Origin of the sequence: Duganella sp. CF458 (assembly GCF_900113115.1) — a bacterium.
In the GTDB taxonomy this organism is placed as follows: Bacteria; Pseudomonadota; Gammaproteobacteria; order Burkholderiales; family Burkholderiaceae_D; genus Rugamonas.
On record NZ_FOOF01000003.1, the window covers coordinates 1 to 25019 of the forward strand.

24 protein-coding genes are annotated in these 25019 nt (G+C 61.1%); 5 read left to right on the forward strand and 19 right to left on the reverse strand.

Annotated features, from left to right (window positions below; translation table 11 throughout):
* Together BM269_RS05185 and BM269_RS28985 are read left to right on the forward strand one after the other, a co-directional pair.
* Positions 1–568: IS3 family transposase (locus tag BM269_RS05185; RefSeq protein WP_139232670.1), on the forward strand; the 568-nt coding region annotated here is incomplete at its 5' end.
* A 44-nt stretch (positions 569–612) separates the two neighbouring features.
* The gene (locus BM269_RS28985) at positions 613–969 is read left to right on the forward strand and encodes a hypothetical protein (RefSeq protein ID WP_139232671.1); all 357 of its coding nucleotides are present in this window, start codon (positions 613–615) and stop codon (positions 967–969) included.
* 388 nt (positions 970–1357) lie between these two features.
* Here BM269_RS28985 and msrP read toward each other — a convergent pair whose 3' ends face one another.
* From msrP to BM269_RS05205, 4 genes are all read right to left on the reverse strand, one after another.
* Positions 1358–2272, reverse strand: coding sequence for a protein-methionine-sulfoxide reductase catalytic subunit MsrP (msrP, locus tag BM269_RS05190; protein WP_090435992.1), 915 nt, complete (start codon positions 2270–2272; stop codon positions 1358–1360).
* 61 nt (positions 2273–2333) lie between these two features.
* Entirely contained in the window at positions 2334–3479 is a 1146-nt protein-coding gene (gene ccsB / locus BM269_RS05195; RefSeq protein WP_090435993.1) for a c-type cytochrome biogenesis protein CcsB, read from the reverse strand.
* A gap of 28 nt (positions 3480–3507) precedes the next feature.
* Positions 3508–5598: a cytochrome c biogenesis protein ResB gene (locus BM269_RS05200; RefSeq protein WP_090435994.1), complete on the reverse strand. Its 2091-nt coding sequence runs from the start codon at positions 5596–5598 to the stop codon at positions 3508–3510.
* 107 nt (positions 5599–5705) lie between these two features.
* Positions 5706–6371: a c-type cytochrome gene (locus tag BM269_RS05205; protein WP_090435995.1), complete on the reverse strand. Its 666-nt coding sequence runs from the start codon at positions 6369–6371 to the stop codon at positions 5706–5708.
* 130 nt (positions 6372–6501) lie between these two features.
* On the opposite strand from BM269_RS05205, the gene yihA reads away from it, so the two are divergent.
* Together yihA and hemB are read left to right on the forward strand one after the other, a co-directional pair.
* Positions 6502–7203 (forward strand): ribosome biogenesis GTP-binding protein YihA/YsxC, encoded by a 702-nt coding sequence (gene yihA / locus BM269_RS05210; RefSeq protein WP_090435996.1) that lies wholly within the window; start codon positions 6502–6504, stop codon positions 7201–7203.
* The gene (hemB, locus tag BM269_RS05215) at positions 7200–8198 is read left to right on the forward strand and encodes a porphobilinogen synthase (protein ID WP_090435997.1); all 999 of its coding nucleotides are present in this window, start codon (positions 7200–7202) and stop codon (positions 8196–8198) included. The genes yihA and hemB overlap by 4 nt, the downstream gene beginning before the upstream one ends.
* Before the next feature lie 68 nt (positions 8199–8266).
* On the opposite strand, the gene BM269_RS05220 is transcribed toward hemB, so the two are convergent.
* The 6 genes from BM269_RS05220 to BM269_RS05245 form a co-directional block, all read right to left on the reverse strand.
* The gene (locus BM269_RS05220) at positions 8267–9730 is read right to left on the reverse strand and encodes a high affinity choline transporter 1 (protein WP_090435998.1); all 1464 of its coding nucleotides are present in this window, start codon (positions 9728–9730) and stop codon (positions 8267–8269) included.
* A gap of 91 nt (positions 9731–9821) precedes the next feature.
* Entirely contained in the window at positions 9822–10721 is a 900-nt protein-coding gene (locus BM269_RS05225) for a cell envelope integrity TolA family protein (protein ID WP_229204509.1), read from the reverse strand.
* 94 nt (positions 10722–10815) lie between these two features.
* Complete coding sequence (locus tag BM269_RS05230) at positions 10816–13953, reverse strand: efflux RND transporter permease subunit (RefSeq protein ID WP_090435999.1); 3138 nt, start codon at positions 13951–13953, stop codon at positions 10816–10818.
* Positions 13950–15137 (reverse strand): efflux RND transporter periplasmic adaptor subunit, encoded by a 1188-nt coding sequence (locus BM269_RS05235; RefSeq protein WP_090436000.1) that lies wholly within the window; start codon positions 15135–15137, stop codon positions 13950–13952. Before BM269_RS05235 ends, BM269_RS05230 begins: the two co-directional genes overlap by 4 nt.
* 11 nt (positions 15138–15148) lie before the next feature.
* The gene (locus BM269_RS05240; protein WP_090436001.1) at positions 15149–16519 is read right to left on the reverse strand and encodes a sensor histidine kinase; all 1371 of its coding nucleotides are present in this window, start codon (positions 16517–16519) and stop codon (positions 15149–15151) included.
* Entirely contained in the window at positions 16519–17241 is a 723-nt protein-coding gene (locus BM269_RS05245) for a response regulator (protein ID WP_090436002.1), read from the reverse strand. Before BM269_RS05245 ends, BM269_RS05240 begins: the two co-directional genes overlap by 1 nt.
* Positions 17242–17541: 300 nt before the next feature.
* Between BM269_RS05245 and BM269_RS05250 the strand changes: the two genes are divergently transcribed.
* Positions 17542–18012 carry a Spy/CpxP family protein refolding chaperone gene (locus tag BM269_RS05250; RefSeq protein ID WP_170860289.1) on the forward strand — a complete coding sequence of 157 codons (471 nt, stop codon included), beginning with the start codon at positions 17542–17544 and terminating at the stop codon, positions 18010–18012.
* 29 nt (positions 18013–18041) lie between these two features.
* Here the strand turns inward: BM269_RS05250 and dsbD are convergent, their stop codons facing one another.
* From dsbD to secY, 9 genes are all read right to left on the reverse strand, one after another.
* Complete coding sequence (gene dsbD / locus BM269_RS05255) at positions 18042–19907, reverse strand: protein-disulfide reductase DsbD (protein WP_090436004.1); 1866 nt, start codon at positions 19905–19907, stop codon at positions 18042–18044.
* Between the two features lie 129 nt (positions 19908–20036).
* Complete coding sequence (rplQ, locus tag BM269_RS05260; RefSeq protein WP_090436005.1) at positions 20037–20432, reverse strand: 50S ribosomal protein L17; 396 nt, start codon at positions 20430–20432, stop codon at positions 20037–20039.
* 117 nt (positions 20433–20549) lie between these two features.
* Entirely contained in the window at positions 20550–21527 is a 978-nt protein-coding gene (locus BM269_RS05265) for a DNA-directed RNA polymerase subunit alpha (RefSeq protein ID WP_057264726.1), read from the reverse strand.
* 102 nt (positions 21528–21629) lie between these two features.
* Positions 21630–22253: a 30S ribosomal protein S4 gene (gene rpsD, locus BM269_RS05270; RefSeq protein WP_057264728.1), complete on the reverse strand. Its 624-nt coding sequence runs from the start codon at positions 22251–22253 to the stop codon at positions 21630–21632.
* 236 nt (positions 22254–22489) lie between these two features.
* Entirely contained in the window at positions 22490–22894 is a 405-nt protein-coding gene (gene rpsK, locus BM269_RS05275) for a 30S ribosomal protein S11 (protein WP_028101645.1), read from the reverse strand.
* A 14-nt stretch (positions 22895–22908) separates the two neighbouring features.
* Entirely contained in the window at positions 22909–23274 is a 366-nt protein-coding gene (gene rpsM / locus BM269_RS05280; RefSeq protein WP_028101646.1) for a 30S ribosomal protein S13, read from the reverse strand.
* Positions 23275–23290: 16 nt separating this feature from the next.
* A complete protein-coding gene (gene rpmJ, locus BM269_RS05285; RefSeq protein WP_082507582.1) occupies positions 23291–23404 on the reverse strand; it encodes a 50S ribosomal protein L36 in 114 nt (37 codons plus the stop codon).
* A gap of 36 nt (positions 23405–23440) precedes the next feature.
* On the reverse strand, positions 23441–23659 hold the full coding sequence (gene infA, locus BM269_RS05290; protein ID WP_005663428.1) for a translation initiation factor IF-1: 219 nt from the start codon (positions 23657–23659) through the stop codon (positions 23441–23443).
* Positions 23660–24994, reverse strand: coding sequence for a preprotein translocase subunit SecY (secY, locus tag BM269_RS05295; protein ID WP_090436006.1), 1335 nt, complete (start codon positions 24992–24994; stop codon positions 23660–23662).
* Between the last annotated feature and the right edge of the window lie 25 nt (positions 24995–25019).

Consider the following 25019-nt stretch of genomic DNA (forward strand, 5'->3'; position numbering starts at 1 on the left):
CACCAATTCCGGGCATGACATGCCGGTCGCGCCGAACTTGTTGAACCAAACGTTCCTGCCGACGCGGCCAAACGAAGCCTGGGTGGCAGACATCACCTACATCGCGACTGAGGAAGGCTGGCTCTATCTGGCCGGCGTGAAGGACGTTTTCACCTGCGAGCTGGTGGGGTATGCGATGGGGCCACGCATGACGCAGGACTTGACGGCGCAAGCCTTGTGGCGGGCTGTGCGCAACAAAAGACCGGCGGCGGGATTGATCCATCATTCTGATCGCGGCAGTCAATACTGCGCCGAGAAATACAGGAAACTGCAGAACCAATTCGGAATGCAGACTTCGATGTCGCGCAAGGGAAACTGCTTCGACAACGCGCCGATGGAGAGCTTCTGGGGCAGCTTGAAAAATGAGCTGGTTCATCATCGTCGCTTTGCATGCAGGTCTGAAGCGCAGGCGGCCATTACGGAGTACATCGAGATCTTCTACAACCGCCAACGGCGTCACTCGCGCCTTGGCTACAAATCGCCGGCACGCTTTGCGGCAGACTTCAACAAGGAAGTGCTGGCAGCTTGAGACGAGAGTGTCCACTATTGACAGTACACCTCAAGGAGATTGTCATGCCATTAGATTTTGTAGACCGGCGGACAGCAGATTGCCTGGCCAATGTCATCGACGATGCGCTTGAACTTGCTGACGAATGTGGATGGCGGTATGCGTTGGCCTACCTTATCAGCAAACGCGTTCCTTCCCAGATCATTCAGCGATTACTGTCTGGTGGCGGACGCACCAGGCAAGCGCCAACAGGCGGTCAGCCCACCTATCAGGCCGATGCCTACGGCTGGAAAGGCCGCAATACCGAAGGTATGGTCGATCTGTTCGAATCCCTGCGTGAGCGCAAACTTGACGCCCTTTGCTCTCAGAGCCAGGCACCCCGTCCGTTACGTTCAAGCGTCCATTTTGACGACAATGATTGAGCATTGCGATAGCGTAACCAGGCAAAGCCAAGACTGTTGTTTTGTAAGGTAGTGCAGCGAATAGGCAAGCAAATTAGTCGGCGTGTGCAATACTTGCTACAGGCAAGGAGGTGCACATGCGACCTTATCTAAGGATGCGGAGTCCAAGGCGACAAGATCACGAGATGGCGAAGAAGGTTCAGTGCGGCCTCTCGCTGCTGTATTTGGCTGGTATCGCGGAAGCTTGCCAGTACATGGCTCGTGCAGGAATCTCAAGCCAAACGATTGAGAGAATCGTATCGGCTCGAAATGTTCGAGGCGCACACACGCCGATTAGAACCAGCGTAAATCAACTACTCTAAAGCTCGGGGCGGAACCGCTCAATGGCATATCAATCGTTCTGACAGGCTTAGTAGAACTTCTTCAGGTCCATGCCCGTGTACAGCGACGCCACCTCCGGATAGCCGTTGAACATCAGCGTCTTGCGCTTCTTGGTGAAGAAGCCGTCTTCGCCGATGCGGCGCTCGGAGGCCTGCGACCAGCGCGGGTGGTCAACTTCGGGATTTACGTTCGAATAGAAGCCGTACTCACTGGGCGCCGACTTGTTCCAGGAGGTGCGCGGCATATCACGCACGAAGCGGATCTTGACGATGGACTTGGCGGATTTGAAGCCGTACTTCCACGGCACCACCATGCGCACCGGCGCGCCGTTCTGGTTCGGCAGCACGTCGCCATACATGCCCAGGGTGAGCAGCGCCAGCGGGTGATTGGCTTCGTCGATGCGCAAGCCTTCCACGTACGGCCAATCGAGCACGCGGCTGCGCACGCCGGGCATCTGGTTGTGGTCGGCCAGGGTGATGAATTCGACGAACTTGGCGTTGCCGGTCGGCTCGACCTTCTTGATCAATTCGGAGAAGGAATAACCGATCCACGGGATCACCATCGACCAGCCTTCCACGCAACGCAGGCGGTAGATGCGCTCTTGCAGGGGTGCCAGCTTGAGCAGGCTGTCGATGTCCAGCGTCATCGGCTTTTTGACTTCGCCTTCGATCTGTACCGTCCATGGACGCGTGCGCAGCGTGTGGGCATTTTCGGCCGGGTCCGACTTGTCGGTGCCGAACTCGTAGAAGTTGTTGTAGCTGGTGGCGTCCTTGCGCGAGGTCTGCTTTTCCATCACGGCGTAAGCAGGATTCAGCTTGGCGGGAAGATTGGCGGCTTGCACCAGTTCGGGGCCGAGGATGGCGCCCGCTGCGGCCAGCTTGATGAACTTGCGGCGCGACTCGAACACTTCGCGCGGCGTGATTTCGGAAGGGAGAATCAACATGGTCGGCTCCAACTGGTGCAAGGTAATAGCTAAACCTTACACCAGTTTGCTGAAGCCGATATTAAAGCTTGCCGTAGGAATGCAGGCCGGAGAGGAACATGTTCACGCCCAGGAAGGCGAAGGTGGTGACCAGCAGGCCGACCAGGGCCCACCATGCTGCAGGACGGCCGCGCAGGCCCGACATCAGGCGCATGTGCAGCCAGGCTGCGTAGTTCAACCAGACGATCAGCGCCCAGGTTTCTTTCGGGTCCCAGGACCAGTAGCCGCCCCAGGCTTCCGCCGCCCACAGGGCGCCCAGGATGGTGGCGATGGTGAAAAAGGCGAAGCCGATCGAGATCGCCTTGTACATCACGTCATCCAGCACGTCCAGCGATGGCAGGCGGTCCACCAGCAGGCCATGCGACTTGAGCAGGTAGGCCGAGGCCACCATGGCAGCCAGCGCAAACGTGCCGTAGCCGATGAAGTTGGCCGGCACGTGGATCTTCATCCACCAGCTTTGCAGGGCCGGCACCAAGGGCTGGATCTCCGATGCGCCGCGCGCCACGGTGTACCACAGCAGGAAGCCGACCGCGGCCGAAATCACCAGCAGCACGAAGGGCCCCAGGGCGCGGGTCTGGTAGTGCGCTTCATAGTACAGGTAGAACATCGCGGTGATCAGCGAGAACAGGATGAACACTTCGTACAGGTTCGAGATCGGGATATGGCCGACGTCGGTGCCGATCAGGTAGGACTCGTACCAGCGCACCAGCATGCCGGTCACGCCCAGCACGATGCCGGCCCAGCACAGCCGCGAGCCGATGGCGCCGCCGAAGTCGGAGCGCGCCACCAGCCCGACCCAGTAGAACAGCGTGGACAGGACGAACATGGTGCTCATCCACAGGATGGCCGACTGGCTCGATAGCATGTATTTGAGGAAGAAGCGCTTGTCCGCGGCCGCCAGGTCGCCGCCGTACAGGCTGACCGCCCACAGCGCCAGCGCAAACGACAGCGGCATCAGCCAGCGCAGCGGCTTCCAGTACCAGCCCAGCGCGGCGAACACCGGGGCCGATGCCAGCAGGATGCCCTTCTCGTAGATGTCCATATAGGCGCCGAAGCGGTTGAAGGCGTACAGCGCCCCTGCGCACAAGGCCAGTGCAAACAACCAGTCGAACGCGTTCAGGCGCTTGAAATAGCCGGGTTGCTGGGTATAGGTTTGTATTGCTTCCATTTGCGATTCTCCAAAACTTGGCAACAGCTTACGCCGATTGCGGAAGTTTTTCCTTGAGTTCCTTAAATTCCTGTTCGAAGTCCAGCGTCTTGCGCTGCGTGCTCATGGCCATCAGGGCCTCGGCACCGCCTTCGCCATCCTTGATCCAGACCCAGACGCGGCGCTCGCGGATATAGAACATCGCGAACACCCCCAGCACCAGCAGCAGGCAGCCAATGTACACGATGGTCTTGCCCGGCGAGCGTGTCACCTGGAATACCGATGCTTTGATTTGCGTGAACTCATCGAGTTGCAGGTAGACCGGGGCGCCGTAGAAGAAGCTGTCCGACAGCGCGTTGGTGGCCAGTTGCAGGAAGCGGCCATGGGTTTCATCCAGCGCGGCGGCGGCCTTGCCATCCTGGGCACGGGCGGCCTGCCACAGCTCCCACATCGAGCCATTCAGAATCTTCAGGAAGATCTCGGCGGCCTTGGTCTGCTCGGCCTGCGGTACCTTCTCCAGGAAACGGCTGATGGCAAAGAAGCCGGCGCCGTTGCTGTCGCCGGCGAAGATCTCCAGGCCTTTCAGCGCCGAGGCTTCCAGCTGCCCGCGCAGGACGTCGCCAGCCTTCGATTGCGGCATGGCGTGCGCCGCGTAGTTCGCTGCGGCTTTCTGGCGCAGGGCCGGGTCCTGCAGGGCGGCGCGCAGGCGCATCCACTCGCGCACGCTGTGTTCGTCGTCGGCCGGAATGCGCAGGTAGCTGAACGGGTCGGAAGGATTGGCGCGCACCCCGGCCAGGAAAACGGTATCGCCTTCGATGGTCACCGGCTGCATGTAGTTCTGGTATTCGCGCGCCTGGCCGGTCTTGTCGCGCAGCTTGTACTGCACCGAGGGGCCGACGTTTTTCAGGTCCTTGTTATGCGCGGTCTTGGCTGCCGAACCGAGTTGCTTGTCCAGGCTGCGCGAGAACGATTCGTTCAGGCTTTCGCCCTTGGTGACGGCACGGGCGTCCCGGCCGCTGATGTTTTCCACGTTGAAGGGGCGGAAGTCGCTCCACTCTACCGTGTACTCGTCATTCAGCTTGGTGCTGCCGTTGACCTCGCCGTCCAGGCCGAAGGTGGTGGTGGCGCTGCCCTGCATCGGGTGGCCCAGCAATTTCAGCTTGCTGCCGCCGTCTTCGAAGGACGACTGGTAGATCGCCACGCCTTCAAAGATCAACGGCTTGTTGACCTCGACCACGGCATCGACCGTCTTGCCGCTCTCGTTGGAACGCACGGTCACGTGGCTGGCGAACAGCTTCGGCATGCCGGTGCTGTAAAAATCGATATCGAACTTCTTGAGCTGGATGGTGAACGGCAAGTCTTGCAGCAGCACGCCGTCCGGGCGCGGCAGGATGGCGGTATTGCCGGCCGCGCCTTCCGGCAGCGCGATATTGCCGCGGTAGGTCGGGTTGTGCACGCCAAGGCGGTGCTGGACCGGGATATCCGCGATCAGGCCGGTGCCGCCGAAGGCGGTCTTGCCCAACATCCATTGCTGGAAGCGGATCGGCAGGTCGGAATCGAGCATGCCGCCAACCAGGATGATGACGATGGCGCTGTGGGCAAAGATATAGCCGAACTTGTTGCCCGCGCCGCGCTTGGCCGACACCAGGATGGCGCCGTCTTTTTCGATGACCTTGGCGCCGTAGCCGGCGTGGCCCAGGCGCTGGGCGGTCTGCGCGGCCAATTGCTCGCGCGACAGCGGCGATTGCCAATGAGTCTTGTGGTGGAAATTGTTGAGCGACGCCTCGCGCACCTTCTCGCGCCAGCTTTGCATATCCTTCAGCATCTTGGGCGTATTGTGCACGATGCACAGCGAGGTCGACACGACCAGCAAGGCGCACATCGAAACGAACCACCACGACGAGTAAATCGCGTACAGGCCCAGTTTATTAAACACTTCGAACCAGAACGGGCCGAACTGGTTGATGTAGTTCGGCATCGGCTGGCTTTGCTGCACGATGGTGCCGATGATCGCGGCGAAGATGATCACCACGAACAGCGCGATGGCGAAGCGCATCGACGACAGCAACTCGACCGTCTCGGCCAGTGGACCGCGCCGGTTGCGCAGCTGGATTCCGGAAGTGCTTGGGGTGTCGCTCATTGCTACCCAGGGGAAAAGTCAGGAGGATACGCAAAAAAAGGGCAGCCTGCTTGCGCGGCCGCCCTTTTCATGTCCAACACCGCCCTGCAGCGGGCGGCGCATTGCAATTACTTCAAGCCGGCCATGTAGTCGGCAACCGCTTCGATTTCCTTGTCGGACATGCGGTAAGCGATGGTTTGCATTTCAGGGCTGGACTTGCGGGTGCCGGCCTTGAAGGCCTTCAGGGTGGCAGCGCTGTAATCCTGGTGCTGGCCGCCAACGCGCGGGTACATGGCTGGCATGCCGCCGCCGGCTGGGCCGTGGCAGGAAGCACAGGCCGGCACGCGGTTTTCAGCGATGCCGCCGCGGTAGATCTTCTTGCCCAGTTCGACGGTGTCCTTGTTCTTGGCGGCGCCGGCCTTGTTTGGCTCGGTGGCCAGGTAGGCTGCAACGTTTTTCTTCTCTTCGTCGGTCAGCGCCTTGGCGAAAGCGGTCATCACGGTGCCTGGACGTGCATCGCCGCTGAAGGCCACCAGTTGCTTGTAAACGTAGGCTTCGCCCTGGCCACCCAGTTTCGGATTGATGGTGATGGTCGATGCACCCTTGGCGCCGTGGCAGGATACGCAGGCTGGAATGCCGCGCGCGTTGTCACCTTCAGCATACAGGGTAGCGCCTTTGGCTGGATCAACCTTGGCTGCTGCCGGGGCATGCGCTTCACTAGCGGAGGCCACGCCGGAAACGGCCAGCATTGCGACGAACAAGGATTTTACAAATGGCGAAAACGCACGATTCATTCAGACACCTTGGGACAGAAGTAAATAATGAGTAGTATAAGAATTGGCGCAATATAGCATGGCAACAATTCGTAACCCCTTATTGTACAATAGCTTTCCTGCATTTTTGCCCTCTTTTGTTGCTTTCCCCATGTCCAAACTCTGGCAAGCCCGTTTTTTCACTACCGTTAACCATCTGCGCGACCTGCCGCGCACGACGGTGCCAGAGATCGCCTTTGCGGGCCGTTCCAATGCTGGCAAATCGACCGCGATCAATATCCTGTGCAACCAGAAAGGACTGGCTTTCGCCTCCAAGACCCCGGGCCGCACCCAGCACATCAACTTCTTCTCGATCGGCGGCGCGCACGTCGCGATGCACCGCCACGATCCGATCAACATGGATGAGCTGCAGTGCCTGGTGGCCGACTTGCCGGGCTACGGCTATGCGGAAGTGTCGGGCGACGCCAAGAACCACTGGCAGCGCCTGCTGGGCGACTATGTCCAGCGGCGCGAGCAACTGGCCGCCCTGATCCTGATGATGGACGCACGCCGGCCCTTCACCGACCTGGACCAGCAGATGATCGAATGGTTTGCCCCGACCGGCAAGCCGATCCACTGCATCCTGACCAAGGCCGACAAGCTGAACCGCAATGAATCCATCAATGTGCTGCGCCAGGCGCAAGCCAAGCTCGACAGCTACGTCGATGAAGACGGCGCAGGGTTCCCGTTCACCGTGCAACTGTTCTCCGCGCTGAAGCGCATCGGTATCGAGGAAGCGACGGCCAAGATCGAAGAGCTGGCCGGCCTCGCCGAAGGCGACCAAGCGCCCACTCCAGATGAAAGCGAAGCATGATCACTCCTGATTTTCCAGCCATCCGCATGCGCCGCATGCGCCGCGACCCGTTCTCGCGCGCGCTGATGCGCGAGAACACCGTCACCGTCGACGACCTGATCTACCCGGTCTTCGTGGTGGAAGGCGCCAACCGCCGCGAAGCGGTGGGCACCATGCCGGGCGTGGACCGCATCTCGATCGACAACCTGCTGAAGGTGGCCGAAGAATGCGTGAAGCTGGGCATCCCCGTGCTGTCGCTGTTCCCGAATATCGACCCGTCGCTGAAAACCAATGACGGCATGGAAGCCACCAATCCGGAAGGCCTGATCCCGCGCGCCGTGCGCGAGCTGAAGAAGAACTTCCCCGAGTTGGGCATCATGACCGACGTGGCGCTGGACCCGTACACCAGCCACGGCCAGGACGGCACGGTCGATGATAAGGGCTCGATCCTGAACGACGAAACCACTGCCATGCTGGTGCGCCAGGCGCTGACCCAGGCCGAAGCCGGGGTCGACATCGTCGGCCCGTCCGACATGATGGATGGCCGCATCGGCGTGATGCGCCAGGCGCTGGAAGACAAGGGCCTGATCCACACCCGCATCATGGCCTACTCGGCGAAATACGCTTCCGCCTTCTACGGCCCGTTCCGCGACGCGGTCGGTTCGGCAGCGGCGCTGGGCAAGGCCGACAAATTCACCTACCAGATGGACCCGGCCAACACCGACGAAGCCCTGCGCGAAGTGGCGCTGGATATCGCCGAAGGCGCCGACATGGTGATGGTCAAGCCAGGCATGCCTTACCTGGACATCGTGCGCCGCGTGAAGGATGAATTCAAGGTGCCGACCTACGCCTACCAGGTGTCGGGCGAATACGCCATGCTGAAGGCCGCCGCGCTGAACGGCTGGCTCGATCATGACAAGGTGATGATGGAATCGATGATGGCCTTCAAGCGCGCCGGCGCCGACGGCGTCCTGACCTACTTCGCCCTCGACATTGCCCGCAAGCTGAAGGGCTAAAAAATAAATGGGGACGTACCCCATTTATTCTGCAATGTTGCTCAATAAATGGGGTACGTCCCCATTTTTTATGCGTTCAAGCCTTTGACGTGATGTACCGCCTCCTGGCGATTCTGCAGCACCTGCGGCATCAGTGAGCCGGCGATCATGCCGGCGAAGGCGGCGCCGAGGCCGGCCAGCTGGCCGGGGAACGCCGCGCCCCATGGCGAAATCTGCGGGAAGAACATCACCCATACGGCAATCCCGGCGCCCACCGAGAACACCGCGCCTTGGGTGGTGGCGCGCTTCCAGTACAGTCCCATCAGCAGCGGCACGAACGCGCCCACCAGGGTCACCTGGTAGGCAGTCGACACCAGCTCATAAATCGAGGTGCCTTTCATCGCAATCGCGTACGCCAGCACAGTGGCGGCGAACACCACGATGGTGGCGCGCATGGCGAACAGCTGCTTCTTGTCGCTCATGCCCGGGCGCAGGTTCTTCAGGATGTTTTCCACGAAGCTGGTCGATGGCGCCAGCAGCGTCGCCGACGAGGTCGACTTGATCGCCGACAGCAATGCGCCGAAGAACAGGATCTGCATCACCAGCGGCATCTTGGTCAGCACGAAGGTAGGCAGCAGGCGCTGGTAATCGTTCTTGGCCATTTCCAACCCGCCTTCCCCCATCACGATGATGGCGCAGGTCACGATGAACATCGGCACGGCGGCAAAGATGATGTAGCTGGCGCCGCCGATCACCGCGCCGGTGCGCGCGGTCGGCGCATCCTTTGCCGACATCACGCGCTGGAATACGTCCTGCTGCGGGATCGAGCCCAGCATCATGGTCACGGCGGCGCCGACGAAGAAGGCGATATCGGTAAAGGTGGCTGGCGGCATGAAATTCCACAGCTCCTTGTCGCTGATCACGGTCAGCACCTTGGCGGAGCCGCCGGCCAGATCGGCCGAAAAGATGGCGATGATGGTCAAGCCCACCACCAGCACGATCATCTGGATGAAGTCGGTCCAGGCCACGGCCAGGAAGCCGCCGATCACCACATAGATCAGCACGGCCAGCGTGCCGACAATCATGCCTGCGGTTTCCGACATGGCGCCGTTGGTCAACACCGTGAATACCAGGCCCAGCGCGGTAATCTGCGCCGCCACCCAGCCAAGGTAGGAAATGATGATGGCGATCGAGCAGAATACCTCGATGCCCTTGCCGTAGCGCTGGCGGTAAAAATCGCCGATGGTGAGCAGGTTGAGCTTGTACAGGCGGGCCGCGAAGAACATGCCGACCAGGATCAGGCAGGTGCCCGCGCCGAAGGGATCTTCCACGATGGCATTGAGGCCGCCCTGCACGAACTTGGCCGGAATACCCATCACCGTTTCCGCGCCAAACCAGGTGGCAAACGTTGTCGTGACGACCATAATCAGCGGCAAGCTGCGTCCCGCCACGGCGAAATCGGTTGTGTTCTTGATACGGGTGCCAGCCCATGCGCCGATGGCCAGGGTGCCCAGCAGGTACAGCACAACAAAGGAAATCAGGGTGATGTTCATCGCGGCTAAAACTCCGGCTCCAATCGGCAAATTCGGCGATTATAGCGGCAAGAACCCTGGCGCTTTCAAGAATTTTTACAACGTTGTTGCCTTATCGCACTTTGCCATAATTCGGCCAGAACTCGAGCAACAGGAAGGCTTGCAGCTCTTTCTCGTCTTCCTTGCGCGCGCTCATTGGGACATTGCGGCCGAGGCGATGCGATTCCCAGACGAAGTCGCCCGGCTTCTCCTTGCGGATCATTTCGATCATCTTCTTGACGATTGCCGTTTCGATATCTTTTTCAGAGCCTTGGTCGACGTGGACCTGCTGCTGCCATTGGCGCTTGAAATTGGAACTGAAGCCGCGGAACTTGATATCCGCACCATTGAAGGTCTGGTTGACGATCTGGAACACGCCGCCGGTATCATTGCGCTCGCCGTTGGCGTTGCGGCCCTGGGCACCCATGATATTGGCCAGGGCGCGCGCCTTGCCGGTGGCGCCGGCATCTTCTTCCTGCGCCGGCTGCTGCGCATCGCCATTGCGCGCGCGGCGGCGCTGCTCGATCAAGGCTGCCATGTCGGGCACGGTATCCGGCACCGGGGTCAGCTTGGCCTGCTCAGGCGGCACAAGCTTTTCCTGCGGCTTGATGACCTCGGTGATCGCGTTCTTGTTCGGCGGCAGGTAGGCGCGCGAGGAGCGCGGCGTTTCCTTGGAAGGCTTGGCCTTCGGCTGCGCTTTGGGCTTGGGTTGCGGCGCCGGCTTGCCGGGGGTGATGTAGACCATCTCGCCAGCCTTGGGCGGCGGGGTCAGGTCGATCTTGTCCTTCGGCTTGATGAAATAGATCAGCACCACCAGCAGGTGCAGGCCGATGGTGAAGGCGATACCCCAACGGTTCGGCTTGCCTGAACCATATTCGAGCACCTTATCCTGCGGCCATGGCTGGCCACAGGTCGGGCAATGATGCCCGTCGTGGGCCGCAAGTTCGGCGTGGGAATGGGTGTACTGGTGCAAGATATTGGCTTTTTACTGAGGATGCTGGGGTGGAAGCTTACCGACTTTCGTCCTTCACGAGTGTTACAGCTTGTAAGCGCCGCCCAGCATATTATCAGTGTTTGGCCGCTTTGACGGCCCTCAGCTCGACCGGCTGCACGGCATCCGTTGCAGAACCGTCATCCAGGTCCCCATCCTTCATCGGGCCGCTGCCGGAGTACTTGTCCAGGAACAGGTAGATCACCGGCGTGATGTACAGCGTAATGACCTGGGAGAACAGCAGGCCGCCGATGACGGCCAGGCCCAGCGGCTGGCGCAGCTCGGCGCCGGCGCCCAGGCCCAGCGCAATCGGCAAGGCGCCCATCAGGGCCGCCAGCGTGGTCATCATGATCGGGCGGAAGCGCAGGATGCAGGCCTCGCGGATCGCCTCCAGCGGCGCCTTGCCCTCTTCCCGCTGCGCCACCAGGGCGAAGTCGATCATCATGATCGCATTCTTCTTCACGATACCGATCAGCATCAGGATGCCGATGATGGCGATCATGGTCAGGTCCATCTTGAAGACCCACAAGGTCAGCAGCGCGCCCACGGCAGCCGAGGGCAGGCCGGCCAGGATGGTCAGCGGGTGGATATAGCTCTCGTACAGCACGCCCAGCAGCACATAGATCACGCCCAGCGCCGCCACGATCAGGATCAGCTGGCTGCTTTGCGAATCCTGGAACACCGCCGCATCGCCGCCGTAGCTGGTGATGATCGAAGCGGGCAGGCCCATCTGCAGGCCCATCTTTTCGATCTTGGCCGTGGCATTGCCGAGCGGGACATCGGGCGCCAGGTTGAAGGAGATCGTGATCGCCTGCAACTGGCCCTGGTGGTTGACCGAGGTCGGCCCCACCGTGCGCTCGACGCTGGCAAAGCTCGACAGCTGCACCAGTTGCCCGCTGCTGTTGCGCACCGACAGCTTGGTCAGCGAATCGTCGAACTGGCGGTCTTCGGTGGCCGCTTCCAGGATCACGAAATAGCTGGCGGCAGAGGAATAGATGGTCGACACCTGGCGCTCGCCGAATGCCAGGTAGAGCGCGGTGCGCACATCGGCCAGCTTGACGCCCAGCATATTGGCCTTGTCGCGGTCGATCTTCAACTGCGCCTGCAAGCCGCGGTTCTGCGAATCGCTGGTCACGTCGCGGAAATCGGTATCGGTGCGCATCTGGTCGAGGAACTTGCCGGCCCAGTCATTCAGCGCATCCGGGCTGACCGACTGCAGCGTGTACTGGTAACGGCTCTTCGATGGGCGGCCGCCAAGCTGCAGGTTTTGCACCGGGCTCAGGTAGACCTGGATGCCGGCGATCTTTTTTGTTTCCTTGCGCAGGCTGTCCAGCACTTCGGCCATCTTCTTGCGCTCCGAACGCGGTTTCAGCACCAGGAACATGCGGCCGGTATTGCCGCCGCCGGTGAATGAGGTCACGTCCTTGATGTTGGGGTTGGCCTGGATCGTCGCGGCCACCTTCTCCTGCAGTTCCAGCATGGCGGAGGTGGAAATATCTTCCGACGCCTCGGTATTGACGCGGATCTGGCCCAGGTCTTCTTCCGGGAAGAAGCCTTTCGGGATGGCGATATACAGCCAGGCCGTCAGCGCGAAGGTGCCCAGCGCGATGCCGAGCACCACGAAGCGGTGGTGCAAGGCCAGGTCCAGCGTGCGCGCATAGGCGTCGCGCGTGGCGTGGAAGGCGCGCTCGAAGTGGCGCCCGATGAACGTGTCGTCGCCCGACGTCTCATGCGAATCGGCCGGCATGAAGCGCGAGGCCAGCATCGGCACCAGGGTCAGCGACACGATCGCCGACACCAGCACCGACAGGCCGACCACCACCGCGAATTCGTGGAACATCAAGCCCATTACGCCGGGCATGAAGAAGATCGGAATGAACACCGCCACCAGCGAAATCGAAATCGATACGATGGTGAAGCCCATTTCCTTCGAGCCGATCAAGGCCGCCTGCAAAGGCTTCTTGCCCAGCTCGATATGGCGCACGATGTTTTCCAGCACCACGATCGCATCGTCGACCACCAGGCCCACTGCCAGCGTGATGCCGAGCAGGGACACGTTGTCCAGGCTGTAACCCAGCGCATACAGCAGCGCCAGCGCGCCGAGCAAGGAAATCGGCATCGTGACGGCCGGGATGAAGGTGGCGGCCAGGCGGCGCAGGAACAGGAAGATCACCAGCACCACCAATACCACCGTCAGCGCCAGGGTCAGGTTGACGTCGTGGATCGCTTCGCGGATCGACACCGAGCGATCGTTGACCAGGTTGATCGAGACCGATTCCGGCAGCTGGGCACGGAAGCGCGGCAGCAGCTTGCGCACCGCATCGACCACCTGCACGGTGTTGGCATCGGGCTGGCGTTGCACCAGCAGCACGATGGCGCGCTCGCCGTTATAGCTGCCGGCGGCCTTGATCGACTGGTAACTGTCCTCCACCGTCGCCACTTCCTTCAGGCGCACCGGCTGGCCATTGCGGGTAGCGATGATCAGGTCGGCGAAATCAGCGGCGCGCATCAATTGCGCATTGCCCTGGATGGTCAGGGTCTGGCTCGGGCCATCGATGGTGCCGAGCGGCGTGTTGGCGTTGGCCGCCTTGATGGCGGCCTGCAGCTCGTCGAGCGTCAGGTTGCGCGAGTTCATCAGGTCCGGCTTGGCACGCACGCGCACTGCGAAACGCTTCTGGCCATTGACCGAGACCTGGGCCACGCCCGGCAGGGTGGACAGGTTGGGCGCCACCAGGTTTTCCGCGTAATCGTTGAGCTCGGACAAGCTCAGCGAGGGCGAGGTCATGGTGGCGAACAGCACCGGCGCATCGGCCGGGTTGACCTTGCGGTAGGACGGCAAGTCGGTCATTTCCTGCGGCAGCGAGCGCTGGGCGCGCAGCAGCGCGGCCTGCACATCGACCGCCGCTTCATTGACGTTGATCGAAGGGTCGAATTCCAGCGTCAACGACGTATTGCCGAGCGTGCTGGTCGAGGTGATCATCGACAGGCCGCCGATGGTCGAGAACTGTTTTTCCAGCGGCAGCGCAACCGACGAGGCCATGGTTTCCGGCGACGCGCCCGGCAAGTCGGCGCTGACGTTGATGACCGGGGTGTTGTAGCTCGGCAGTGCGGCAACCGGGATGTGGGCATAGGCCAGCACGCCTGCCAGGATCAGGCTCAGCGAGAGCAGCACCACCATCACGGGGCGCCGGATACTCAGCTCGGAAAGGTTCATTCGGACTTGCCTTTCTTGTGGCCCTTGCCGTTCTGTGCCACTGCGGGTTCGGCGAGACGGACTTTGCCGCCCGGCCGCAGGTTCTGCTTGCCTTCCACGATGATCTGTTCATCGCCGTGCAGGCCGGTGACCGCGGCCAGCGCGCCGAAGCCGTGGATGCGTTGCACGTTGACAACCTTGGCCGTCTGGTCAGGCGCAACGGCGTACACAAAGGTACCTTTGGTATTGGTAATAATAGCGTTCTGCGGGACCACCAGCGCATCTTTCAGCGTGGCCACCGTCAGCTTGGTATTGACGTATTGGCCCGGCCACAGGCGGGTGTCGGCATTGTCGAACACGGCCTTGACGCGGATCACGCCGGCCACCGGGTCGACTGTATTGTCGACAAAGCTGAGCTGGCCGTGGACCGGCTTGTCCGAATTGTTCTGGAACGCTTGCACCGCCACCTTGCCGGCGCGCTGGGCGTCCAGCAGGGCCGCCAGGCTCGATTCCGGTACGGTGAAGGCGACGTTGATCGGGTTCAGTTGGGTCACGCTGGTCAGCGAGGTGCTGAGCTGCACCAGGCTGCCCGGGTAGACGTTGATGGCGCCGACACGGCCGGTCAGCGGCGAACGGATTTGCGTGAAGCTCTGGTCGACCTTGCTGGCGCGGGCTACCGCGATATCGGCTTCCAGCGCGGCGCGGCTGGAGTCCACCTGGCTCTTCAGGGTATCGACCGCGCTCTGCGCCAGGAAATTCTGGGTGCGCAATTCCTGCGCGCGCTGGTACTGGCGCTCCAGGTCGGCCAGGGTGGCGCGGTCTTTCGCCACTTGCGCGTCGGCTTTCTCGACGTTGGCCGCTTCGGTGCGGGCGTCGAGCGAGAACATCAGCTCGCCCTGCTTGACGAACTGGCCTTCCTTCACATGCACCTTGACGATGGTGCTGGTGGTTTGCGGGTGCAGGTCGACAGTGGAGATCGGGCTCACGGTGCCGTTGGCCGACAGCGCCACCGGCACATCCTGGCGCAGCGGCGCCACCACGTTGACCGTGGTCGGGCCTTGCTCACCCTTGCCCTTGGCGCCACCGCCGCCATTGCCTTGCGCTGGCGCGCCGCCCTGCTCTGCCGGGCCCTGGTTCGCAAACCAGGCGCCGCCGCCGATTGCCACGGCCAGGCCCACCACTACTGCCAAAGTTTTCTTCTTCATGAGAGGTCCAACTATTTTCCTGCATAAAATTCCGGGAACACGAGGGTGGCTTCCAGGCCACCGCTCGCGTGATTGGCCAGGCTCAGGCTGGCGCCATGCTGTTCAGCGATATTGCGCGCAATCGTCAGGCCGAGGCCGGTGCCGCCGGAGGAGCGGTTGCGCGAAGTTTCCAGGCGGTAGAACGGTTCGAACACCTGCGCCAGCTGGCCGGCCGGGATGCCCGGTCCTTCGTCGCGGATGCGCACGCGCGACGCGCCGGCTTCGCGCTCGACCGTCACGTGGGCGCGCTGGCCATACTTGACGGCGTTGTCGATCAGGTTGACCAGGCAGCGGCGGATGTCGAGCGGCCGGCCCATCAGGTCCATGGCGGCGCGCCCTTTCAAGTCCACGTCCTGGCCGGCATCGGTGGCATCGGCGCACACGCTGTCGAGCAGGGCGTCGAGGTCGACGCGCTGCATCGCTTCGGTCGTGTCCATGCTGCGCGCCAGGTCCAGGCCTTCCTTGACCATCTGCTGCATGGCCGACAGGTCTTCCAGCAGCTTGCCCTGCAGTTCCGGGTCCTTCACCTTTTCCAGGCGCAGGCGCATGCGGGTCAGCGGGGTCTGCAAATCGTGGGTAATGGCCGCCAGCATTTCGGTGCGCTGGGCGATGTGCTGGCGGATGCGCGCCTGCATGGCGTTGAAGGCGGCCGAGGCGGTACGGATTTCCGTCGCCCCACCCAGCTTGATCGGCGCGTGGTTGATGTCGTTCCCCAGGTTCTTGGCGGCATCGGCCAATTTATTCAGCGGACCCATCGTCATGCGGGCCACCAGGTAGGCCAGCACGGCAATGCTGAGCAGGAATGGAACAAAAGCGGCATATTCATTTTTGCCTGTCGGCGCCGGCTGGCGCGGCGGCAGGATGGACAGTTTCAGGTGCTGGCCGTCGGGCATGGTGACCGCCAGCGATTCGCAGGTGCCGCGCCAGGTGCCGGTGCCGGCACCGAACACGGAGAAGGCCGTGTAGGCAGGGGTCGGACGCTCGCAGGCGTCCGGGCGCTCCAGCAGCGATTGCAGGCCGTATTCCTTGCCGAGGCGGTTGGCCAAAGTGGCGCCGAACTCGCTCATTTCCGGATTGATGCCGCTCAGGTCGCTCAATACCTCGAGCTTGATGGCGCCCATGCTGGCCACGCGCAGGTATTGGTTGCGCGACTCCGGCAGGACCACCACGGCCGTCGAAATGATCTGTTCGGCACGCTCGAGGGCAAAGAAATCGCGGTAGCGCTGCAGGGTGCGCTGGCGTTCGTTGACGGCGAGGTACTGGGTCAGCGCGGCAGAGGCAAGGATGCCCAGCATCAGGACCAGGAAGACCCGGCCCGTCATGCCCCTGAAAAACGCTTTCATCAGTCAGGCTCCACGGCCACCGTACCGGCCAGCACGTAGCCGCCATTGCGCACCGTCTTGATGATCTGCGGCAGGCGGGCATCTTCGCCCAGCTTCTGGCGCAGGCGGCTGATCTGGATGTCGATCGAGCGGTCGAACGGGTCGGCGTCGCGGCCCTGGGTCAGGTTCAGCAGCTGGTCGCGGTTCAACACGCGGTTCGGGTGCTCGAGGAAGACCTTGAGCAGGCGGAATTCGGCGCCGGACAGCATGATGACCGTGCCCTGCGGGTTGACCAGGTGGCGCGCCGTCAAGTCCAGCACCCAGTTCGAAAAACGGATGCGGCTGGCTTTTTCAACACCGCTGGCGGCGGTGCTGGTGCTACGGCGCAGCACACTGCGGATGCGGGCCAGCAGCTCGCGCGGCTCGAACGGTTTGGGCAGGTAATCGTCGGCGCCCATTTCCAGGCCGAGGATGCGGTCCAGCGGCTCGCTGCGCGCGGTCAACATGATGACCGGCAGGGTCGAGTGGGCGCGCAGCTTGCGGCACAGGGTCAGGCCGTCTTCGCCCGGCAGGTTCAGGTCCAGCACGATCAGGTCGGGCTTGGTGTTGTCAAGCAGCTTCCACATGGCCGCACCGTCGCTGGCGCCGTGGGTGCGGTAACCGTTGGTTTCCAGATAATCCTGCAGCAGGGTGCGGATATCGCGGTCGTCGTCGACGATGAGGATGGTGGCGGCATTTTCCATGCCTACAATTATCCCTTGCAACGCTGGCCACGGGTAGACAGTTTGTATCGCCATGTTTAGATATTGCTCGTCGAAACATGGCGTTACAAAACTCCGGCAGCGCTGATCAGTCTTGGCTTAGGGCCCAGGTGCCATTGAGTTGCCGAAGAAACGTAGCGGGGCATCAGGCAATCATAGATGCAACATCTGGATACAAAGTGCTGGCCCCGGGACACTTCGCGGTTACAGGAAAACGGGAAGATACTTCCATGTGCAGTGCGAGTGCACATTCAATTGTGTTCAATACTGAAGGGATTAATCATGAAAACCTTGCATAAAGCATTCGTCATCGGCGCAGCGGTTATCGGTTTTGGCGCGGCGTCCTTGCCGGCCATGGCAGAAGAGGCGCCACAGCATCGCTATGCGGCCACCAAATTCGATCCGGTCAAAATGCAGGAGCGTATGGATGCGCGAGCCAAGCGCATGCACGATGCGCTGAAAATCACTCCTGCGCAGGAAGGTGCATGGCAGGCTTATTTGTCGGCGCTGAAGTCGTCAATGCCGCAGCGCGGCCATTTCGATCGCGTCGCATTCAAGGCCATGCCGGCGCCGGAGCGCATGGAGAAACGGATTGAAATGGCGAAGGCCCATTTGGCCAGCATGGAAAGCAAGCTGGCGGCGACCAGGACTTTCTACGCTACGCTGACGCCTGAGCAGCAAAAGACTTTCGACGAGAAGTCTGGCCGTTTCGGCCACCATCGCCACGGCCGCATGATGCGCCACCACGGCTGATAAGAAAGGGCGCCTTGCGGCGCCCTTTTTTATGGATTCAGCTTTTGCAGCGAGCGCAGGAATTTCTCGGTATTCTGGAATCCAATGACCCGTGAATCGGGAATCTCCTGGCCTGCGGCATTGAACATGATGATGCCCGGTGGGCCGAACAAGGTGAATCTTTGCAGCATGGCCTTGTCGGCTTCGTTATTCTCCGTGACATCGGCCTGCAGCAAAATGGTATTGGCCAGTTTCTGCTGGACTGCCGGATCGACGAAGGTCAGCTTTTCCATCTCCTTGCATGACACGCACCAGTCGGCATAAAAGTCCAGGAGCACGGTTTTGCCGCCGGTTTGCGCCAGCACCTGATCCAGGTCAGCCACCGTCTTGATGCGGGTGAATTGCAGGTGGCGGTCGGCGCGGCCGGCCAGCCTTTCGATCGGGTGCAGCGGATCGGCGCTGCCGGTGGCCAGCCCGGCAATCTGGATCAGCCCAAAGACCGCGAAAAAGGCGGCGATCACTTTCGGCAGCCATTGGCCACGCTCATGGGTCAGCAGGAAGAAGGCGTAGCCCACGCCCAGGATGGCCCAGCCAATCATCTGCACTTTGCCCGGCAAGACCGGCGAGACCAGCCACAGCGCCATCGCCAGCATCAGCACGCCGAAGAAACGCTTCACCGCTTGCATCCAGATGCCGGCACGCGGCACCAGGGCGCCGGCCGAAATGCCGACCAGCAGCAGCGGCAGGCTCATCCCCACGGCCATCGAGAACAGCGCGCTGCCGCCAATGACCACGTCGCGCGTCTGGCTGATGTACACCAGCGCACCGGCCAGCGGGGCGGCGACGCAAGGGCCCACGATCAGGGCCGAGATGGCGCCCATGGCGAAGACGCCGGCCAGCTTGCCGCCGGACTGGCGGTTCGATGCGCCAGCCAGGCGCGATTGCATCGCTGCCGGCACTTGCAGGTCATAGACGCCGAACATGGAGAGTGCCATGCCCGCCATCAGCATGCCGAAGGCACCCAGCACCCACGGGTTCTGCAGGGCAGCCGACAGGCCCTGGCCGATCAGGCCGGCCGCGACGCCAAGCGCGGTGTAGACGATCGCCATGCCAAGCGAATAGCTGACCGACAGCACAAAGCCGCGTGAGCGATTGCCGGAGGAGCCGTCGCCCACGATGATCGAGGACAGGATCGGGACCATTGGCAGCACGCAGGGGGTGAACGACAGGCCCAGGCCCAGCAGGATGAACAGCGGGGCGATCACCAGCAGGCTGCCGCCTTTCAAGGCCGATTCGATCTGGCCCATTTCGCTGTCGCCGCTGGCTGCCGGTGCCAAGGCTGCGGGGGCGGCGGCAACCGCTGCCGCCGGCGTATCGATGCCGGCCGGCTCCGGTGCGCCTGGAACGCTCTGCTGGCCAGTCGCAGCGTCCTGCTTGGCGCCGATGCCGAACACCCCGCTGCTGCTGGCGGCGCTGCCGCCAACCACCATCAGGCGCGCCGACGAATCCATTGGCGAATAGCACAGGCCCTTTTCCGAGCAGCCCTGGCTGGTGGCCTTCAGGGTAAACGGCCCCGGCGCCTGCACCGGGATCACGATGGTCACCTGGTGGCGGTAGGTCTCCACATTCTTGGCAAACGTTTCGTCGTATTTGACCTTGCCCGGCGGGATTTGCGGTTCGCCCAAGGTTGCGCCGTCGGCCACGAACTTGAAGCGCTCGCGATACATGTAATAGCCATCCGCGATCTCGTACGTCACGGCGATGGCCTTGCCCTCCACCACCTTGGCGGAAAACTTGAAGGCAACCTTGGGATCGAGGAATTCCTCGTCGGCCCGCGCCGCACCGGCAAACAGGAGAACAAAGAGCGAGAGCGCGGCGAACAGCCACGCCTTGAAAGGGGACGCTTGTCGGTGCATGGTCTTGGGCGGTGAATCGATCGGGCACGCCAATGGTACACCGGGCGGCTTAACGCTGCTTTAAGCGACTGGCAGCTGGAAATAAAAAAAGCCGGGCAAGGCCCGGCTTTTCAATAAACCTGTCCGAGATTACTCAGCGGTTGGTGCCTCGTCAGCGGAGCTGACTTCCGGACGGTCCAGCAGCTCGATGAAAGCCATTGGAGCGTTGTCGCCATGACGGAAACCCATTTTCAGGATACGCAGGTAGCCGCCGTTGCGGTTTGCGTAGCGTGGGCCCAGTTCAGCGAACAGCTTCAGAACCATCTCGCGGTCGCGCAGACGGGAGAAAGCCAGGCGCTTGTTGGCCAGGGTGTCGGTCTTGCCCAGGGTCAGGATTGGTTCCACGACGCGACGCAGTTCCTTGGCCTTTGGCAGGGTGGTCTTGATCGCTTCGTGACGCAGCAGCGAAACAGTCATGTTGCGCAGCATTGCCAGACGGTGGGACGAGGTACGGTTCAGTTTACGGAGGCCGTTACGGTGACGCATGGTACTTCCTTTCGATGTTGTTTAAATCCGAGATCTTCGATCGCCGTGGCAAGCCGTGGCGCGGTCCGGTTATGGTTTATATGCACCCGCCGCACAGCGCGACGGGTGGTACTGCGATTACTTCTCCAGGCCGGCCGGCGGCCAGTTCTCGAGTTTCATGCCCAAGGTCAGGCCGCGCGAAGCCAGCACTTCCTTGATTTCGTTGAGCGACTTGCGGCCCAGGTTCGGGGTCTTCAGCAGCTCGTTTTCGGTACGCTGGATCAGGTCGCCGATGTAGTAGATGTTTTCTGCTTTCAGGCAGTTGGCCGAACGCACGGTCAGTTCCAGGTCGTCCACTGGACGCAGCAGGATCGGATCGACCATTGGCGCGCGCGATGGCGCTTCAGCGGTGGTTTCGGTGCCTTCCAGGGCAGCAAACACGTTCAGCTGGTCGACCAGCACGCGTGCCGATTGACGGATCGCTTCTTCCGGGGTGATCACGCCATTGGTTTCAATGTTGATGATCAGCTTGTCCAGGTCGGTACGCTGTTCCACACGCGCCGATTCGACAGCGTAGGAAACACGGCGCACAGGCGAGAACGACGCGTCCAGGATGATGCGGCCGATGGTCTTGTTGGTGTCTTCCGACAGGCGACGCACGTTGCCAGGAACGTAGCCGCGGCCTTTTTCGACCTTGATCTGCATGTCCAGCTTGCCGCCAGCGGTCAGGTTGGCGATCACGTGGTCCGGGTTGATCAGTTCCACGTCGTGTGGCAGGTCGATGTCCGACGCCATCACCGGGCCTTCGCCTTCCTTCTTCAGGGTCAGGGTCACGGAGTCACGGTTGTGCACCTTGAACACGACACCCTTCAGGTTCAGCAGCAGGTCCACCACGTCTTCCTGCACGCCGTCCAGCGAGGAGTACTCGTGAACGACACCGGCGATGGTGACTTCGGTCGGCGCAAAGCCGGTCATCGAAGACAGCAGCACGCGGCGCAGCGCGTTGCCCAGAGTGTGGCCGTAGCCGCGCTCGAATGGCTCCATCACGACTTTGGCGTGACCGTGGCCCAGGGCTTCAACATCGATAATACGTGGTTTCAACAAGCTATTTTGCATGTAAATGTCCTTTTCATTACCCTCGGCTCGTTACACCGATAAGGCTGATGGCATTAAATGGAAAAGGCGGGAGCCAGTCCCGCCTTGGTGCAGCACCCGTGATTAACGGGAATACAGTTCGACGATCAGCGATTCGTTGACGTCAGCAGCGATTTCGTTGCGCTCTGGCAGGGACTTGAAGGTGCCTTCCATTTTCTTGGAGTCAACCGACACCCAAGCTGGCATGCCAACTTGTTCAGCCAGCGACAGCGCTTCAACGATACGGGTCTGCTTCTTCGATTTTTCGCGCACAGCGATCACGTCGCCGGTCTTCACGTTGAACGAAGGGATGTTCACCACTTGGCCGTTCACGGTGAACGCTTTGTGGGACACCAGCTGACGCGCTTCAGCGCGGGTCGAGCCGAAGCCCATGCGGTAGGCAACGTTGTCCAGGCGCGATTCCAGCAGGGACAGCAGGGTTTCGCCGGTTGGGCCCTTGCGGCGCTCAGCTTCGGCGAAGTAGCGGCGGAACTGGCGTTCCAGCACGCCGTACATACGCTTGACCTTCTGCTTTTCGCGCAGCTGGTTGCCGTAGTCGGAGGTGCGGGCGCCGGATTTCACGCCGTGCTGGCCTGGCTTGACGTCCAGTTTGCACTTGGAATCCAGGGAGCGGCGTGCGCTCTTCAGGAACAGGTCGGTGCCTTCACGGCGGGACAGTTTTGCTTTTGGTCCGATATAACGTGCCACGGTATTTTCCTTAATGATGTAAATGACGCCCCAGCCGCATCGGGATGCGGTTAGGCGCTAGCCTGGTTCACTTTCAACGCAGGCGGTGGCTCAACATTGCCAACCCGGCCATAAAAAGCGGCGCGGAAAGGCAAAAATAGCCGGACAGTATAACCGTTTCCGGTTCACTGTTCCAGCGATTTTGATGGCAGAAGACGGTGGCCGGCCCACACCGGACCGGCCCATGTCAGACTGACTTAGATACGACGACGCTTAGGAGGACGGCAGCCGTTGTGCGGCACTGGGGTCACGTCCTGGATTTCGGTGATCTTGATGCCCAGGTTGTTCAGTGCGCGCACAGCGGATTCGCGGCCAGGACCAGGGCCCTTGATGCGAACTTCCAGGTTCTTCACGCCGCATTCCTGCGCAACTTTACCAGCGGCTTCAGCAGCAACCTGCGCTGCGAACGGGGTCGACTTACGCGAACCCTTGAAGCCAGCACCACCGGAGGTCGCCCACGACAGAGCGTTGCCCTGGCGGTCGGTGATGGTGATGATGGTGTTGTTGAAGGAAGCGTGAACGTGTGCGATACCTTCCGCGACGTTCTTCTTGACTTTCTTGCGTACGCGAGCGGCTGCTGCGGAGCTTTGTTGCTTAGCCATAGTAGTTTCCTAGATTATTTCTTCAGCGATTGAGCGGCTTTGCGCGGGCCCTTGCGGGTACGTGCATTGGTGCGGGTGCGCTGACCGCGGACCGGCAGGCCCTTACGGTGACGCAGACCACGGTAGCAGCCCAGGTCCATCAGACGCTTGATGTTCATCGACAGTTCGCGGCGCAGGTCGCCTTCCACGATGAACTTGCCGATTTCTTCACGCAGCTTCTCGAGTTCGCTGTCGTCCAGGTCCTTGACCTTCTTGTTGGTTGCAACGCCGGCTTGTGCGCAGATGAACTGCGAACGAGGACGGCCGATACCGTAGATCTCGGTCAGGCCGATAACGGTGTGCTTATGGTTTGGGATGTTAACCCCTGCAATACGTGCCATTCGTTATTCCCTCGAATTAACCTTGACGCTGCTTGTGACGAGCTTCCACGCAGATTACGCGGACCACGCCCTTGCGCTTGATGATCTTGCAGTTGCGGCAGATGCGCTTAACTGAAGCGTTAACTTTCATGATTGCACTCTCTTATGTTCGAAATTGCTTAATTAATTACTTTGTCCGGAACACAATACGGGCCCGGCTCAGGTCGTACGGCGTCAATTCAACCGTGACTTTGTCGCCAGGGAGAATGCGGATGTAGTTCATACGCATTTTACCCGAAATGTGGCCGAGTACCACGTGGCCGTTTTCCAGCTTTACCCGAAAAGTTGCATTGGGCAAGTTCTCCAGGATCTCGCCCTGCATCTGAATTACGTCGTCTTTTGCCATTTATCGTGTCGGAAGCCCGCCCTTGAAGTTAGCTTTGCGCAGCAGCGATTCATATTGCTGCGACATCACATAGTTTTGCACTTGGGCCATGAAGTCCATGGTCACAACTACAATAATCAACAGCGAAGTACCACCAAAATAGAACGACACCTTCCACTGGGCTTGCATGAACTCCGGCAGCAAGCACACGGCGGTGATGTACACGGCGCCCGCCAGGGTCAATCGCATCAGGATCTTGTCGATGTAACGGGCTGTCTGCTCACCGGGACGAATCCCTGGCACAAAGGCCCCGCTCTTCTTCAAGTTGTCCGCAGTTTCCTTGCTGTTGAACACCAGTGCGGTGTAGAAGAAGCAGAAGAAAATGATTGCCACGGCGTACAGCAGTGCATGGATTGGCTCACCAGGAGCCATCGACGCAGCCAGATCTTTCAGGAAGCGCACAACAGGGTTGCTGTTGTCCGCACCTTTCGAAAACCAGTCCACGATGGTAGCCGGGAACAAGATAATCGACGAAGCGAAGATCGGCGGAATTACGCCTGCCATATTGAGCTTGAGCGGCAGGTGGCTGGTCTGCCCACCGTAGATCTTGTTACCGACCTGACGTTTGGCATAGTTGACCAGGATCTTGCGCTGGCCACGTTCGACGAACACCACGGCATAGGTGACAGCTGCCACCAGGACCACGATGAGGATCCCCGAGAACGCGTTGATCTGGTTGTTGCTGACCTGGGTGAACAAGCCACCCAAGGCACTCGGCAGACCAGCCGCGATACCGGCGAAGATGATGATCGAGATGCCGTTACCAAGACCGCGCTCGGTAATCTGCTCGCCCAACCACATCACGAACATGGTGCCGGTCAGCAGCGTCACCACGGTGACGAAGCGGAAGGCCATGCCAGGGTCGATCACCAGGCCAGGCTGGGATTCCAGCGCGACCGCGATGCCGAACGCCTGGAACAGTGCCAGACCGACAGTTGCATAACGGGTGTACTGGGTAATCTTGCGACGCCCCGCTTCACCTTCTTTTTTCAGCGCCTCCATGGTCGGCGACACGATCGACACCAGTTGCATGATGATCGAGGCCGAAATGTATGGAGTAATGCCCAGGGCAAAGATCGTGAAACGCGACAGCGCGCCACCCGAGAACATGTTGAACATGCCCAGGATGCCGTTCTGCTGCGATTCAAACAACCGTGCCAGCTCTACCGGGTTAACACCCGGCACAGGGATGTGTGCACCGATACGGTACACCACCAGAGCGCCCAGCAAAAACCACAGCCGGTTCCAAGGGAAGCCGGCGGCGGCGGATTTAGCAAGCTGTTGGTTTGTTGCCAATTTTCGCTCCGATTAAGCTAGCCGG